Annotated in this window: 10 protein-coding genes; 4 read left to right on the top strand and 6 right to left on the bottom strand. The window is 57.4% G+C overall.

Going from position 1 to position 15,393, the window contains the following annotated elements:
- Positions 1-166 precede the first annotated feature (166 nt).
- Positions 167-916 (top strand): helix-turn-helix domain-containing protein, encoded by a 750-nt coding sequence (locus ACGYLO_RS18435; RefSeq protein WP_394377119.1) that lies wholly within the window; start codon positions 167-169, stop codon positions 914-916.
- A gap of 76 nt (positions 917-992) precedes the next feature.
- Here ACGYLO_RS18435 and ACGYLO_RS18430 read toward each other — a convergent pair whose 3' ends face one another.
- From ACGYLO_RS18430 to ACGYLO_RS18420, 3 genes are all read right to left on the bottom strand, one after another.
- Complete coding sequence (locus tag ACGYLO_RS18430; RefSeq protein ID WP_394377118.1) at positions 993-2,204, bottom strand: hypothetical protein; 1,212 nt, start codon at positions 2,202-2,204, stop codon at positions 993-995.
- 115 nt (positions 2,205-2,319) lie between these two features.
- Positions 2,320-3,915 (bottom strand): hypothetical protein, encoded by a 1,596-nt coding sequence (locus tag ACGYLO_RS18425; RefSeq protein WP_394377117.1) that lies wholly within the window; start codon positions 3,913-3,915, stop codon positions 2,320-2,322.
- A 33-nt stretch (positions 3,916-3,948) separates the two neighbouring features.
- Complete coding sequence (locus ACGYLO_RS18420) at positions 3,949-6,597, bottom strand: ATP-dependent helicase (RefSeq protein ID WP_394377116.1); 2,649 nt, start codon at positions 6,595-6,597, stop codon at positions 3,949-3,951.
- 226 nt (positions 6,598-6,823) lie between these two features.
- Between ACGYLO_RS18420 and ACGYLO_RS18415 the strand changes: the two genes are divergently transcribed.
- From ACGYLO_RS18415 to ACGYLO_RS18405, 3 genes are all read left to right on the top strand, one after another.
- Entirely contained in the window at positions 6,824-7,087 is a 264-nt protein-coding gene (locus ACGYLO_RS18415) for an HU family DNA-binding protein (RefSeq protein ID WP_394377115.1), read from the top strand.
- Positions 7,088-7,143: 56 nt separating this feature from the next.
- Positions 7,144-7,545: a hypothetical protein gene (locus ACGYLO_RS18410; protein WP_394377114.1), complete on the top strand. Its 402-nt coding sequence runs from the start codon at positions 7,144-7,146 to the stop codon at positions 7,543-7,545.
- 250 nt (positions 7,546-7,795) lie between these two features.
- Complete coding sequence (locus ACGYLO_RS18405) at positions 7,796-10,084, top strand: transglycosylase domain-containing protein (protein ID WP_394377113.1); 2,289 nt, start codon at positions 7,796-7,798, stop codon at positions 10,082-10,084.
- A 77-nt stretch (positions 10,085-10,161) separates the two neighbouring features.
- On the opposite strand, the gene ACGYLO_RS18400 is transcribed toward ACGYLO_RS18405, so the two are convergent.
- The 3 genes from ACGYLO_RS18400 to ACGYLO_RS18390 form a co-directional block, all read right to left on the bottom strand.
- Positions 10,162-10,701 carry a hypothetical protein gene (locus ACGYLO_RS18400; RefSeq protein WP_394377112.1) on the bottom strand — a complete coding sequence of 180 codons (540 nt, stop codon included), beginning with the start codon at positions 10,699-10,701 and terminating at the stop codon, positions 10,162-10,164.
- A 109-nt stretch (positions 10,702-10,810) separates the two neighbouring features.
- A complete protein-coding gene (locus ACGYLO_RS18395) occupies positions 10,811-12,295 on the bottom strand; it encodes a hypothetical protein (protein WP_394377111.1) in 1,485 nt (494 codons plus the stop codon).
- Positions 12,296-12,333: 38 nt separating this feature from the next.
- The gene (locus ACGYLO_RS18390) at positions 12,334-15,393 is read right to left on the bottom strand and encodes a hypothetical protein (protein ID WP_394377110.1); all 3,060 of its coding nucleotides are present in this window, start codon (positions 15,391-15,393) and stop codon (positions 12,334-12,336) included.

The following is a 15,393-nucleotide window of genomic DNA, read 5'->3' as shown; positions in this document are numbered from 1 at the left end:
CCTTAATCCCCAACTGTTCAGCGTTATCCCCAAGACCCTTCAAAGCCTGAAGAAAACAACGCTTAATTGAAAAGAAGGTTCAAATATTTATTCGCAATATTGAATAGTAAGATCCCGGCCCGTAGTTTTGCGAAAAGGCTAATAAAAACCCCTCCAGGAGAACCAGATGCAAGCCCTCGCTCAAACCTACAAAGACGGCCCCTACGGAAACGCAGATACGATCGTGAACACCCGCGCAGTTTTCACCCTGCGCAAGAATGCCCGCCTCGAAGAAACACGCGACGTCTGTCTCGACATCCGCAGCGGCAAGGAACTGGTCGCCGTGGCGCGCGACACGGACGATCTGATGTCCTATGCCGTGGGCTCGATGATCGCCAAACTCGCAGACCGCGGCCTTGTCAAAGATGAGATGGAGGTCTTCGATACGCTCTCCTCCACATTCACCAAAGACAGTTTTAATCAGGCTGATGAGAAAAGGTTCAACCGCAGGACCGTATTTGAACATCTTTCCCTGAACGGCCTTGTCGGTAAGGGTCTTTCGATCCGCGAAGCAAAGCCCGCCGGCACCCTTCCGACCATCTCCGAGATCTCCAGGATCGTCGAGAACTACCGCAAAATCTCACTCGATCAGATCCAGTCCGCCGCGCGTTCGCGTGACATCGTCGACGCCCGCTTCATTGCCATATGGGCCATGCGCTATGTCTGTGGTCACTCTCTGACCTATATTGGCGAACAGCTGGGCAACAGGGACCACACCTCCGTCCTGAATGGCGTCAACCGCATCGTGGCCATCCGCGCCGGCGATGTTGGCAAGCGTCATGAAATCGACAACATCTGTGACGAGTCCGATGTCCTCGCGCTGCGGCGCCACCATGCCATTCTGATCAATCAGTCCAACGTCCGCCGCCTGTTCTGATAGACCTTGCGAAAAACATGACATGGAACGAAATAGGGCCGCGTCAGCGGCCCTTTCCACGTCTATGTGATCTGGTTCAGTCGAACCGAACCCTTTCAATGTCCTGATCCATGTCCGTGAGGTTCACGGCCTCGAGTTGACCCAGAACCTGGCTCAAACGTTCGATTTCATCCTCACCCGGGTCCTCTTCAGGAGACACATTAAGAACACGGCCTGCGTCTACATCCATTACCGGAATGCGCTCCGCGGTCGGCCAGGAGTAAACGAAGGCCACATTGTTCTTCTGTCCGACGTTATCTGAGATCGTCAGGTAATCTCGGCCATCCTCTGAGAAGACATCCATCTCGAAGCGATACCCCGGCATGCCACTTTGTGTGATCTTCTTTGCGCGCGCGCCGACCTGTTCGATCCACTCCCCGGACAGCTTGCGGTTGGATTTGTTTGTGCGCAGCTGGTCGAGACTGTCGAGGGGGATCATTGCGGCCGATAGCTCGCCCACAGGGGTGGCGGTCATCGCGCCAAACACATCCCGGCACATCCGCTCATTCGCCAGAACAATGCGCCGGATCGCTTCTTCATTGATCCGGGCCATCGCCGGGCTGCGTATTTCTGCGCCAACGCCGCTCTCACCGACCTCGATGCCGGCTGCGCTCAAGAGATCGCGCAGCGGGCGCGCGCTGGATATACCGTCCGGATGACGTGCATCGAGCATGCCAATCCGGGCGCGCAAGAGATCAGCTCTGGATTTGCGAACAAAGCCTTCCTCATCGATGGGCATATCAACCTCACCGAAGGCGTCTACCATTGAGGCCAGGTAAGACTGCGCGATGAGCCCTGCCGGGAAGCGATCGGTGTCCGGTGCAGAGGCGACCATCTCGAAGATCTCCTGTATCCCTTCGAGGGCCTTAGCCTGATCTTTGTCCAGGGTATCGCCTTTACGGGTGAGTGCGACCATCTCTTCTCGGAGTGGCAACATGCCAGCCGCGGAGAGGCACATCTCCTTACCTGCAACATCAATATAGAAAGGTGCATACTCACCGGGTGTGAAGACCCGGCCAGACGACGCGCCATCGGCACCACGCGAGACCGATACTATGGCGCCATAGGTGACATCGGGGTCGCCCTCACCGGATTTCATCGCCTCGTTGGACCGTCCAAGAAGGCGTGCCGCATCTACGGTGCTGCCGGTGACATAAGCAATCCTTGCTGGATGCGATACACCCTCATCGTCCTTGCGTATGCACCTTATGCCACTCTTCTCAAAGAGTGCCCTCACGCTTACTTTCATCTGGCTCTGCTCCCTTGTGGGTTTCTCAAGAACCCATCTGTTATTCTCTTATTTTTGTAAGCCCGCCCCATGAAAACACAAAGCGGGCTTGAGGTTAGTCAGCGCGACAGGCAGATCAAGCGTTCTCTGGCAGGCCCTGCTCTGCCGCTTCGCGTTCACGCAGTTTGCGCAGCGCCTCATCGTCCTTCGGGTCCTCATCAAAGGGGTCGGAGATGGAATCCGCCTTGGGTTCTTCAGCCGTTTCCGATGTCCGTTCCTTCGCGACCTCAGCACCCCCTTTACCAGGCGCCTGAAGCGGTCGACGCTGACCTTCCGGAGCGCCTTCTTTGCCTTTGTCGCTCATCAGCTCCCTATGCGCATCTTGTGTCTTCTCGGCTTCCGTTCTGAAGCCAGCAAGTTTGGGTGGGTTCGGCATGATGAATTCCGGGCGAGCGCTTTTCGAAAATCCATATTGCGTGGTGAGCTTGGCGCCCAGACCCGCAGCTAATGCGGCCTTTCGCGCGCCCTCGATGAACTCCTCACTGCCGGAGATGTTGATCGAAGTCCAACCACGTTCAATTGCTTCTTGAACAGCCATCTCGCCGGCCATCGTGCTGCCGTCGTCACCAAATGGGACGTGCATTCCCTCATCATTGGCAAAGAGCTTACCGCCGTCGATCAACTCGACGCAGTTATGCCCCCAGCGCCCGACATTGGTGAACCTTGGATCATCTGGCGAGGCATGGGGATCCAGTAGGGTGGCCCATTTGATATCCTTGAAGGGGTCTTCGGCGATCTTGATCCCCTTCCCCTTTTTGATGGAGGCAGCGTTCACCTTTTCAGCTTTGGCACGGTTCTTTTCGATGAGCTTCAGTTCACGCTTCACCAGAGGCTTGAAGATCAATTTGATCCGCTTCTCCTGAGCCATGATCTGCTCATTCTCTTCCATGATCCATGCATCAAGCTGGGCGGCCCGCGCCTGCATCAGTTCGCTTTGCTTCGCGAAGTTGGCGTTGAACTCTTCCTTGACCTCATCAGTCAAGCCTCCCTGCTCTTCGGCGTAGCGAATGGCGTCGAGATCTTTCTTCCGGGGAAACTTCATGAACTTCGGCCAAACTTCCGGGACTTCGATCCATTCCGGCAGGTTTTCGGCTCTCTTTTCCTGATGGATGGCGAGATGATCCTCGGCCTCCTTCTTGAAGGCCTCCTCATCCGCGATCTGCGTTACGCTGTTCACGACCCGTCCGCTGTCGACCTCGGAGATATGCCGATCCTCATAGCTCAGCCTGATCGCCTGCCCCTTAGGAAGGTCGAAATAAGATGCAGGCACCTGAGGGATATATGGGCTCAACGCTGAAGCCGTCTGCACAGGTCCGGCGCCTTGCTCTACAGCGGGTGCAGTACCCTTTACCGCCGCCGGGGCTGGCTCGAGGGGCGTTTCGACGGTTGGCGCAGCGGCTTTCACCACTTCGGGCGCCGGTTTATTGGCCGGCTTATCGTTCTTGGCATCCACAGGCGTATCTCCCTTATTTGCTTTGCTTTGCGCCGCATTTTCATTGGGCAGTGGCGCTGTATTGGTAGCCACGGGGGCCGGTTTCTGTTCCGGTTCTGCGACCTCCTTTGGCAGCGCCTCATCGGGGATATCCGCGACGTCCACATCTTCCTTACGGCCCGATGTATCAAGCCGAGGATCATCGTCTTCAGCCGTCTGGAAGGTTGGGAATATACTCATGTCTTACCTGCTCAATCTTGCTTTTCGTTGCGCTTAAAAGGGGGCCGGGCTGTCATCTTCGACAGGCTCGCGCTCAAACCCATCGAACATATCCTGCTCATAGGCTTCCATTGGCGGCATATCGTCGAACCGGGGATCATAGCCAGGATCACCATCAAAGGCGCCGCGGGGATCATCAGGCACCATATCCCCGTAATCCTCGGGCATGGGGGGTGGGGCATCTTGGAAGCGCTCATCGTAGGACACGCTCTCGCCATAAGGCCCCTGATCGCGAGGGAATTGGACTGGAATGGCTTTGCGCTCAACCGCATCTTCCTGCTTGGCGATCGGGGCTGCGAGATAACCGAAGCCCTCTGTCAGCTTGGCGTGACGCGCATGCTTATTGCCGGCGGCTGAAAGCTCATCGACGAAGCGGCTGATTTTCGCAAAGCGCTGCCGGATGAACGGACAGGCCGCAACTTCCTTGGGCCGCGAGATTTCTACAGTCTTGCGCGCGCGGGTGATGGCCACATAGCCCAGCCGGCGCTCCTCTTCGACCTCAAAATCACCGGCATCTACGGCACGGCCGTGGGGCATCACACCTTCCACCCAGAAGGGCAGACGAACGTGATCGAACTCGAGGCCTTTTGACCCGTGGATGGTCATGATCTGGATGCCCGCGGGTACTTGGCCGGGGCTCATCTCAAGCACGGATTCCTGAGCGAAGGCTTCGAGGCTGTCAAAGCCCTCACATTCATCCAGCAGCAAAGCGATATTGCCGATGCGGCGCACCGCCTCGGAGACCTGGCTGGCACGATCTGCAAGATCCTCACCCTCGAGCAGGCTGTCCTGCTTCTTTTCGTTGTTCGAGGAGTCTTTGTTGTTCTGCAAGACCCACATCAGGAAGGCTTTAGGATCGAGCTGGCGCACCTCACCCTCCTGTCGGCCAAGACCGGTCGACTTCAGGGCGTTATGATACATGTCATCAAGATATCCGGTCTGGCGCAGGACCTCCATAAGAGCGGCCTTGGCATCCGGCGCCGCGCGCACAGAGCTGGATAGCTCTGACATCATGTGACCAAAAGCCTTGGCAGATTTCACGAAGGCAGGCTTATAGGCTTCCCCCTCTTCAGGCAGGTCGATCCGGTCACGCAGAACAGTGTTTAGCTCTTCGAGAAATGTAGAGTCTTTCAACCGGGCGTTCTGCATGACTTTACGCAGAGAGGTCGGGCCAAGGCCGCGCGACGGCTTGTTGATGATCCGGCGCAATGGGACTTCGGCTTCTGGATTTGACAGATAGGTGACAAAGCCCATCACGTCTTTCACTTCCGCGGTCTTGCGCAGATCTGAGGATTTACCCTCCACAACCGGAAGCCCGGCTGCGCGGAAAGATTTGGCCACAGCCTTGGCGAGATCCCGTGTCCGGGTCAGAACAGCAAATTCAGATGGGTTGCCGCCGTCAGCCATATAGGCTTCAGCCTCGGTACGGATACGGACAATTTCTTCATCCGGGTTTTTCGCATGGAACATGCGGATCGGGCCCATGTGCTGAGCAGCGTCCGTCGGCACCAGGTCCTTGCCGTAGCGGTTCTGGTTGTTGGCCACCAAGCCATTCGATGCCGCGAGGATCGCAGGCTGACAGCGGTAGGAGGTTTTGAGGAAGCGCTTTTCCAGTCCTGGGAAACGCTGCTCGAGGCCACGCATGACTTCAACTTCAGAACCGCGGAATGCATAGATCGACTGATCATCGTCCCCGACGAAAGCGATGGTTGGCCGCGGGAATTTGCGCAGCCGGTAGGTGTTGATCTCATGGCCACCATTGGCAGCTTCACTATGCTCACTGGTCCGGGCATTTTCAGGGATCTCGAATTCACGACCACCGTCAGTCATGGCGGTAAGCCACGCGACCTGAGCCCGGTTAATATCTTGCACCTCATCAACCATGAAATGGCGGAAAGACGAGCGCCAGGAATTCCGAACCTCTTCGGATTGCTGCATCAGGCGCGTGGTGCGATTCAACAGATCATTGAAGTCGACAGCGTTCTGCTCCTGCAACGCACCTTGATAGCGGCCGTAGATCTCGATGAAGTTCTCGGAGGTGAAATGCCCAAGGATCTTCTTCCAGCGATTGATATCAGCTGAATTTGCATTGGGTGTGTCTTTGGCCGCATCGACCTTCTTCTTGCCGGCCGCCAAGAATGCAGGATCGAGCATACGCGCCTTTGCGGTCTCGATGTCGCGGAAGAACTCATCGATATCGAAGCTTTCGATGCCCATTTCCTCAATGACATCATTGGCCAGGGAGCGGGAGTCGGACTCGTCGAAGATCGAGAAGTTACGGCCCAAGCCCGCCTTGTCAGCCTCGATACGCAGGATGCGCAGAGACAACCCGTGGAAGGTCCCGATCCAAGGCTCGCCCTGGAAGGCGCCATTGTTGAGCTCACGCAGCTCTTCCAATAGGGGCTGGATGCGCTCGCGCATTTCGCGCGCCGCTTTATTGGTGAAGGTCACCATCATGATAGAGCCAGGATCCGCACCAAGACCACCCTGGTCGGTCGGCCCCACAAGATAGGCAAAGCGGCCCATCAGCATGCGGGTTTTGCCAGACCCAGCACCTGCGAGAGCGAGGACAGGCTCCTGCGTGAAGCGTGCCGCGGCCGCCTGCTCGTCTGAAAGACCGTCGATGAAGTCGCGAATTGCCATGAGTGGCCCCTGATTGATTTATGTCGATAGTCTGACAGTAAACCTCAGTTGCGAAAATTACGAATGCCTCATTTTATTTAGACAAACAGATCTGAAGGGTGGTTATCCCCAACTATCCAGCCCTGAAAGCGCGCCAAGCCCGCGACAATGGCCCAGTAATGTTGTAAGGATTTCATATTGTTTTCTGCTATGAAAACGATCCGACCCTTAACAAGAGAGTTTATACATGAACAAGAAAGACTTCACCGCGCGCGTCGCAGAAAAATCCGGCCTGTCCCAGGCTGACGCAGATGCAGCGCTGAAAGCCATGATCGACACCATCGTTGAGGTTGGCTCGGCTGAAGACAAGATCAACCTTCCCGGTCTTGGTACATTCGAGGGCAAGATGCGTGATGAGCGCCAGGCCCGCAATCCTTCCACCGGCGAGGCGATCACAGTCCCGGCCAAGAAGGTTCTCAAATTCAAGGCCTCCACGGCCCTTTCCCTGTGAAACCACGGGCAGGGGTCTTCGGCCCCTGCCCTCACCCTTGCATTGGAGATGCACTGATGAATATTCCGTCGTCCGTTAAACAAGCCAGCCCCGCCGGCGGCAGCCGCCCCATCATGCGCTCCGTCAATATCCTTATGACGTCCCAAATTATTGATGCGCTTGAGAGCGATGGTCCGGACTCCCGCTCCGCAGCCGTGCGCGATGCCGCCGAAGTGGTGATCCGCGCCTATGCCAAAGGTCATGAATGGGTCGTTGGTGTGGTCAAAGACCGCGTCGATGAAACCTCCCCGCGCAGGCGTCGTGAAGATGAAGAAGCTGGCATGAAATGGGAGAAGGCCATCGTCTGGATCCCGGAAACCATGTTGCGAGAAATCGAACGCTTGGGAAAGCCGAACGGCCTGCGGGTCTCGGAATTCCTCCGCGGTGTCGTGGTCTACGCAACTGAGACTTGCGAATAACCAAGTTTGATTCTTATCGCCCTCAAAGGGGAACGTAATGTCTGATATCGGGCTCTACGCGCTGACGAAGGTATTCGCAGGCGCTCTTTCGGCCGTTATGACCGGTCCCTTGGGCAGCACTGACCTGCCAGATGTCGATCTGAAAGCGGCGATCGTGGGTAATACCACCGGGTATTCTGCTCAGGTCTATGGCCCGGACGGTACCGAGCTGGGCTTTACCGGCCATGGCACCGGGGCAAGCCCCTCGGTCTTGGATCTGCCGGATCGCTTCATCCAGGCCCTCCTTTCTGTAGAGGATGCCCGCTTTGGCGCCCATCCCGGTGTCGACCCGGTTGCTGTTGCCGCCGCCTCGATCGACACCCTGCGCGGCAACCGTCGTGGGGGATCGACGCTGACACAGCAGGTGGTAAAGAACGCCATTACCGGCTCTGATCAGACCGTCGATCGGAAAGTGCGTGAAGCCATCCTCGCGGTGCGGGCTCAAGATACGATTGAGCCAGATCAGATCATCCAAGGCTATCTAGCCAATGCGTGGTTCGGCCGCGGCCAGGACGGCGCCATGGGCGCGGCGCGCGCCTGGTTTGGTAAGGAATGGGCGGATATTGACCTGCATGAAGCAGCCTTCCTGGCTGGCATCTTGAAGGGCCCGGCTTACTACGACCCGGTCAAGCATCCCGAGCGGGCCCGCGCGCGCCGTGACACGGTTTTGCAGATGATGCGCGCCCGCGACATGATCACCGATGAGGAGATGGCACTCGCCCTCGCGATGGATCTGGAAGTCATCAGTGCTGAGCAAAGCGATGAGCTCATGGGATCTCTGGCGCGCTGGACAGCCTCGGGCATTGAAGAGGACATGTCCCGCTACGGCCTTACAAACAGGTCTGATATCGCCTCAGGCATTCTCGAGATCACGACGACAATCCAACCCGATTGGCAGAAGATCGCAGAAGATGCCCTGATTTCTGGTGTCGGCCGGATCGGCCAGGCCGGGCCGGCAGCACGTCTGGAAGCTGTGATCCCTGCATTTGGAGAAGATCTGGACACAGAGGCCGTCGAGGCTTTGCGCCGGGAAGCGGCCAATGGCCTTGCGACCACCCGCAAATCCGGCCGCGCCGTGATTTCTTCGGTTTCCGGGAACACCGCTGCGGCCATCATTGACCGCGGCTATGGGGATCTCGAATGGGATCAGGTTGCCTTCGACACAGGTAAGCTCGGCTTTACCCCTAAGAAGGGCGACGTCCTGCCCTACAAGCGGGAGGATGACACAGTGACACTGCAGCCCGCGCCGCAGGTTCAGGGCGCCGTGGTTGTCATGGACCCCTGGAGCGGCGCCGTACTGGCCTCCGTTGGCGGCACTGACCCGGATCTCTATCCCTTTGACCGCAGCCGTGCCATGCGGCAGCCGGGCTCCGCCTTGAAACCTTTCCTCTGGGCGCGCGCCATGGAAGAAGGCATTCGGTATTTTGACATGGTCGAGGATATCGAGAGATCCTACCCCACAAACACCGGTGAGGTCTGGCGGCCGCGGAACTACGACGGATCCCAGTCTGGCCTGATCCCGCTTTTCGTGGCACTCGAAGAAAGCTCAAACCTCGTGGCGGCGAGCCTGGTGGACCGTCTTGGCGTCGACGCTCTGGGGCAGATCACGGAAATCGCCGGGCTCTATGAATGGGGCGGCATGCGCCGTCATCCCTCCTCGGCTTTGGGTGCTTCCGAGACCACATTGACCCGCATGGCGGCAGGATATTCAGCTTTTGCCAATGGTGGGCTGGTGGTGTCTCCACATCACATCTCGCAAGTCAAAAAGGATGGCCAGACCCTCTGGACGCCCCGCGGGCCGGATGGCTACGCGATTGCCACCCAATATACGACTGATGACATCTCCTCGATGCTTTATGGTGTGACCGCGCGCGGCACCGCCTATTCCGCCTTCAAGGATCTCAAGCTTCCGGTGGCCGGCAAGACCGGCACCACCCAAGATTACCGCGATGCTTGGTTTATGTCCTTCACCCCCGGCGTTGTCGTAGCCGTTTGGGTGGGGCGTGATGACTTCAGGCCGATCCCGGGCAATCTCTCAGGGTCGCGCGCCGCGGCACCCATCGCCAAGACGGTCTATGCGGCGGCTCTGAAGCAAGGTCTGCTTAATGCACAAGGGCACCGCCCGGATCAAACAGAGGTGAAACCCTGGCCCCCTGCTCTTTTGGACATGAACGGCCGCGGGGCTCAGCTGCAGCCATCCTATGTTGCTCAAGATCCTTTCAAGCGCCCCAGCGGCGGCGCCGTCTTCATTCGCCGCGAAGCTGGCACCACTGCTGTGGAAGATCTCCGCCCCGTGGATGACCTCGATGCCCTTCTCGGCGCTCCTCGACCCGGCGCCGTTGCAACAGAACCGCAGTCTCAGCCATGGTATGATGAGCCAAGCAGCAGTGGTGGATATCTTGATCAGAATGAGGATCCCAATAGCATCTTCAAAGCGCCCTCCAGAGAACTTTCAAGTTCACCCGCAACAGGGAATACGGTGTTCAGGAATCCGTGGTAAAGAACATCCAGACTTTGAAAAGAGAAACACCGGCCAATGGCCGGTGTTTCTATCAGTAAGCCTCGTCACTAAGAGCATCAGCTCATCAGATATCGGCGAAAGCCCATATCATTCACAAAGCCCGGCTTAACCATGATCGCGGCCACACCGCTCGGCGAGCGGATGAACTCGACAGCCCCATCCTTGATCATCGGGACCAGGCTGGCGCGGAGAAATGAGCTCGAGATGCCGCAGATGGTCGCCGCAGCATCAACAGGAATGGCCGCCGTGATGTCGCGACGGGTTTCACCGGTGCGCACCCAAAAGGCAGGCTTTGCCAAGTCAGAGTAACCTGCGGACGCAAGGTTGTCGAAGGTGCAAAGCACGCAGAAGATATCCAGAACGCGGCCGAGGTTCTCGATGCCGCCCGGCAGAACCGGGAATGCCTTGGCTTCGACAGCCTTGTAGAACTCCACCGTCGTGCGCAGCTTTGCCGTCAGGATATCATCGCGTCGAACCTGAAGTCGCTCACGCATGATCGTCTTTTGGATGTCGTTCTCCTCAACAGAGGCGAAGACACCAGCCCAGAGAGCGGCACTGTTCATATGTTCGTCATTCTGAGCCATGGTGTCCGACATGCGAATATATCCACTGTTTCTATTTTCAAATATAATATGATCCGATCTAGAATGGATCAATACATATCTGTCATAAACGGATGAAAGACACCATATATTGCTTTTCGCATCACTCTGAACTGTGGAGAACCACCTCAAGTCCGGCCTGTTCAGCAAGTTTGTCAGCGCCCATGATCCCCTGCATGACAATCGACATGACCGTCATTGGCGCCGCTGGCTTCATTAAGACCCGACCGCCACCCCTCAGAAGGTCAGAAAAGACCTCTGCCGCGGCATCGAGCTTGGTGCCAACGAACTCCGGTAGCTTGTCGTCAAGGCGCGCCTTAGCAAGCGCATAGTTCTTTTCGAGATGCTCTGCAGGCAACATGCCGGTGGTCGACCGGATGACCTCACCAATCCCATCATCCTCATAGGCAACCTCAAGCGCATGGATGCGCACATCGAGAATGGCGCTCGGCACGGGAAGTTTGTCGGCAATGAAACCGGGCAAGGTTACGTCCATGGAGGCCGGTAGACCGATATGAGCTTTGCCGAGCATCTCCCCAAGTCCTGGCAGATTAATATCCATATCAACCGTGACATCTCCCTCGGCCGCCGCGACTGCAAAATGTGCATCCCCTGAGATGAAGTCTTTATCCTCAAGAGAAAGAGCTTCGATCAGGTAGCTCGGAAAGAAGCCCTCTACGTCAATCGCGATCCCCTCAAGGGACAGGGTCTGGGACGCATTCGAGCGTGACAGCGGGTCCACGATATCGCTGGCCTCCTGGGAGAGCGTGACATCCATGATAGCCCCGTCCATAACGGTTTCGGACGTCAGGAGCCCCAGTTGGGCAGAGACCGCCCCATCGGCATTGCTGATCGCAATGTCCTTGAGCTGCAGCCGATCCCGGCTCACCACATCATCGCCCGCCATCCCTGTCGCGCTGTCAAAGATGTAGCCGGTTTGATAGACACCTGCGCCAATAACTATACGCGCCCCATCGGCCGCAAATACCGTCATATCCGATGTGCGCATGGTTTCCGTCAGCGTGCAGCTTGGCCCCTCCTTGAGGCTTTCCTCGGTGATCTCCATGAGACCGAAGGTTATGCGCTCTGCCTCCAGCAGACCCTCCGGCATGGCATCCCGATCACCTGTCACGTTCACGTTCTGCAAGAAGATGCTGCGCTCATCGCTGGAGCCTTGCGCTACACAGCTCTCAATAGGTTCGGTGGAGGGGCGATACCTGCTGTCCCCATCCAGGAGGCGCACGATACCGCCCAACGCTTGGATATCTGACAATGCGATCCTGTCGACAGTGATATCGCCGTCCCCGGCACCACCGGTGATGAGAACAGACATCAGGTCGATCTCGCGGCCGCTGTGGATCAAACGGTCGGTTTTGATCTCCCAGTCATCTGCTTTGATCGTGACATCCGAGAGGTAGACTGACTGCGTTCCAAGAGACCCAACCTCACCCCAGCTGATGCTAAGCCCTGCCGCGCGCATATAATGCTGCAGCTCTTCCTGGGCACTCTTGGGCACATCTTGAGAAGCTGCCGGCACCGCCCAGAGGGACAGCGCCGCCAGCAGCATCGTATTCACGGCGGTCTTCATTTTTCGCACCCTTTCAAGGTCACCTGTGAGGTCAGACCTCAAACATCATCATTGATCAGGTATGCCGCGCGTTTGAGTTCTTCAACCAAATCTCCGACAACATCGCCGCGCTGTTCAGTGCTGAGATCGCTTCCAGCCTCTTCCATGCGCGAGATGCGATTTTCGATCTCGGATTTCGCAGAGCCGCCAGGGAAGCGACGGGCCAAAACCTGACGGGTGAGGCGCGGGCCAATGCTCTCATAGAGCCTGCCACGCAGCGCCACATCTTCGGCCGTGGTCGAGAAAGCCCAAATTTCCGCGGGACCCAGGGTCAGGTTCAGCTTTTGACGGACAGAGCCATCCTTGAGCTTGAACATCGCCCAGATCGGCGCGCCCCGCGACGACGGACCGGTGAGCTGGTAGCGCATCACACGTTTTTCGCCCTCTGTCAGGCGGAACTGCCCGTCCATGTAGTCGATGGAGTTTTCCGAGCCGGCGTTGCAGACGATCAGCGTTGTGGCCACCTCGATCATGGAAGGCGGGAAATCCTCGATGAGCTGCGAAGCGATCTTGATGTCGATGTTGAACTTACGTCCTTCACGCGCATCCTGGATCACCTGCTCGACGATCATGTCGATTTTGCCTGTGCGGTGGAATTCGTCCATGCAGATCAGCTTGGGCAGCTGCAGGTTCACTCGCGCGCGTTTGACGTGGTATTCAAGAAACTCCGACGGCAGCGACCCTTTGGTCTCGGCCGTGCGGAAGTCCGCCTCATCAATGAAAAAGTCGCGCGTCAGAACCTGACGTGCCAACATGTACATCAAGGCGGTTTGTTTCTTGGCAGCCGCGGAGGCGCCCCCAACGGTGACATCCATGAGATCCAATGAGACAATCCGGGCCGAACCCACAGAGAAGCGGGTATGTGTCGACAGGATAGGATAGTCGCGCACAACCTCGGAAATCATCCGCTGGAAGGAGTTCATTATGGGCTGATTGGTATCACCGTCATTGGCAGACTCGTAGAGCGAGGCGACCTGATCGGCCTGGGAAGCCGTCACGAGATCCGCAAGCGTTGGTACCGCGTGGCGCTGGGCCACACTCGCTTCGTGGATCTTGTCGTTGACCATCAGAAAGTCGACGACTTCCCACCAAGCGGTTTCAAAATCCGCCTCAAAATCCAATTCATCAAGGGTCCGATCGATGTTCGGCTCCTCATTGCGCATATAGCGACGCGGTGTCTGGCTGTCCGCAAAATCGTAATAGACACGCTCCACACAGGCGTTGATCAGGCCGCGCATTGCCGAGGATGGTGGCTCTGTGCCATTGCCACAGATAAGCGACAGGAAGTTCACCAGGAACTGACGCTCGTTCGGTGTGGGCTCGCGCATGCCAAGCTGGGTGTCGAAGACGTTGATCGAGTTCTCGCGGCTCATCTTGAGCTTGCGGAACACGACCTCATGCCGGCGATCGGCCGGCAGGGCTTCCTGCAGCAATGAGATGACCCCCGAGGACGAGGTCCCAATGTCGATGATGGCCATACGCGGCAGGAGAGGCTCGCGCCCGCCCGCGGACGAAGGCGAGATGGCGGACGCAAAGTTGATCGAGTTCATCATAACGGATTTACCCGAACCCGGGGTGCCCACCATCAAGGTGACCCAGGTGTTTTGCTTCGAGCTGCCGGGCTGGTAGGGCCACGGCTTGCCGTCGTCCGTGCGGTAAAGCACCGATCCGAATTCCCAAGGAGATGCCTGACGCGCAAGCGGCGCCATCGCAAGCGCATGCTCAAGCGGGGCGGCCGCGACGGGCGCAGTGGAAGACATGGTCGCGCCGGGTACAGTGGAGAGCACTGTTGCCAGCTGATCTCCCGAGATGCCGTCGGCACGTGAGTTGCCCCACCGCTGTACCGCACCGGTCAGGGTCTGTGCATTGCGGCGCAGTTGTTCTGGATCAGAAATCGGCGACCATGTGGCAAAGCTCATGCGGAATTTAACCACTGTATCCATCTGCCCATCGATCTCACGCAAAAGGTCGATCGACTCCTTGATCCGCCGGTTGTGCGTCGGAGAGGCAAAGGTGAAAATACCGAGGAAGGTCGCCTTGAGCGATTGCGAGTGCATCCCACCAGCTTCGATCTTGATTGTGCAGCGCCAAGGGATCTCTTTGGATTTTGAGGTGACGTCCATAACCAGATCATTGAAGTCCGGAAGTGTTTCAGGCGGTACTGTCATATCGAATGAGGAGAACAGTCGGTCCCCGATCCGCACCGTGCGCGAATTCTCGATCATCGCATCTTCGGTGGCGAGCTGCCGGTCAAATTTCGGCTCGAAAAGATGGCTAAAGTCACGGGCTGCAAACTCAGCTGAAGTCTCGGGCATATTGACGAATTTCTTCATCGTCTTGTTCTGCTTGGCCCACTCCGGCAGCCGCGGTGTCCATTCAGCCTTGAAGGGCGCTGTTGTGGGATAAAGCGCCGCCCGGACCTCCTGCAAAAGGGCGGAGACTTCCAGCACATGGTTGAGCTGGCCCACAAGGGTGAAGGAACGGGAGATCGCATCGACCATGGCGGTATGGCGGTTATGGACCATATCCATCGCGTTTTCAGGATTGCCGGCACGCACCATGACCGGCACCTGCGAGATCCGCTTACCGACATTGGCCGCCTCTTCCTTCATCTCTTCTTTCGAGAGAACATTGGGCGTGGTGTAGACGGTGATCAAAAGCGTCTCGGCCACCATGCTGGAAGAGAAGACCCGGCGCCGTTCATCAAGAACGTCCGAAATATCCAAGCCAAGCGAGGAGGATGCGCGCTCCGTCTTGTTGATCAAGGTGCTCAGTTTTTCACGTGCGGAATTCGAATCCCGGATGAAGCTGAACTCGATCATATGGCCAGGGGTCGACAGATAGGGCGAGAGCGCGATGCGCAAACGCTCGATCATATCGGCAATTTCTGCCTCCCCGGGGGTGCGCAGCGCGCCCTCAAGGGCGATCATCGACATCATCGCGCCGTCTTTGGTGACGATCGTGTGGTCGTCTTCCATGGTCTCAATGCGGATCATGTCCGACAAGCTCTCCTGAAGGAAAGTGCAGACAATCCGTGCATATTGTTGAGAAAAGCTCAT

Source organism: Sulfitobacter sp. 1A13353 (assembly GCF_043557255.1).
In the GTDB taxonomy this organism is placed as follows: Bacteria; Pseudomonadota; Alphaproteobacteria; order Rhodobacterales; family Rhodobacteraceae; genus Sulfitobacter; species Sulfitobacter faviae.
Note: the sequence above shows the minus strand (reverse complement) of the source record. Positions and strands in the feature narration are given on the sequence as shown.

Coding starts and splice junctions, on each gene's coding strand:
- ACGYLO_RS18435 (WP_394377119.1), top strand. CDS start 167: ATGCAAGCCCTCGCTCAAACCTACAAAGACGGCCCCTACGGAAACGCA.
- ACGYLO_RS18430 (WP_394377118.1), bottom strand. CDS start 2,204: ATGAAAGTAAGCGTGAGGGCACTCTTTGAGAAGAGTGGCATAAGGTGC.
- ACGYLO_RS18425 (WP_394377117.1), bottom strand. CDS start 3,915: ATGAGTATATTCCCAACCTTCCAGACGGCTGAAGACGATGATCCTCGG.
- ACGYLO_RS18420 (WP_394377116.1), bottom strand. CDS start 6,597: ATGGCAATTCGCGACTTCATCGACGGTCTTTCAGACGAGCAGGCGGCC.
- ACGYLO_RS18415 (WP_394377115.1), top strand. CDS start 6,824: ATGAACAAGAAAGACTTCACCGCGCGCGTCGCAGAAAAATCCGGCCTG.
- ACGYLO_RS18410 (WP_394377114.1), top strand. CDS start 7,144: ATGAATATTCCGTCGTCCGTTAAACAAGCCAGCCCCGCCGGCGGCAGC.
- ACGYLO_RS18400 (WP_394377112.1), bottom strand. CDS start 10,701: ATGTCGGACACCATGGCTCAGAATGACGAACATATGAACAGTGCCGCT.
- ACGYLO_RS18395 (WP_394377111.1), bottom strand. CDS start 12,295: ATGAAGACCGCCGTGAATACGATGCTGCTGGCGGCGCTGTCCCTCTGG.
- ACGYLO_RS18390 (WP_394377110.1), bottom strand. CDS start 15,393: ATGAGCTTTTCTCAACAATATGCACGGATTGTCTGCACTTTCCTTCAG.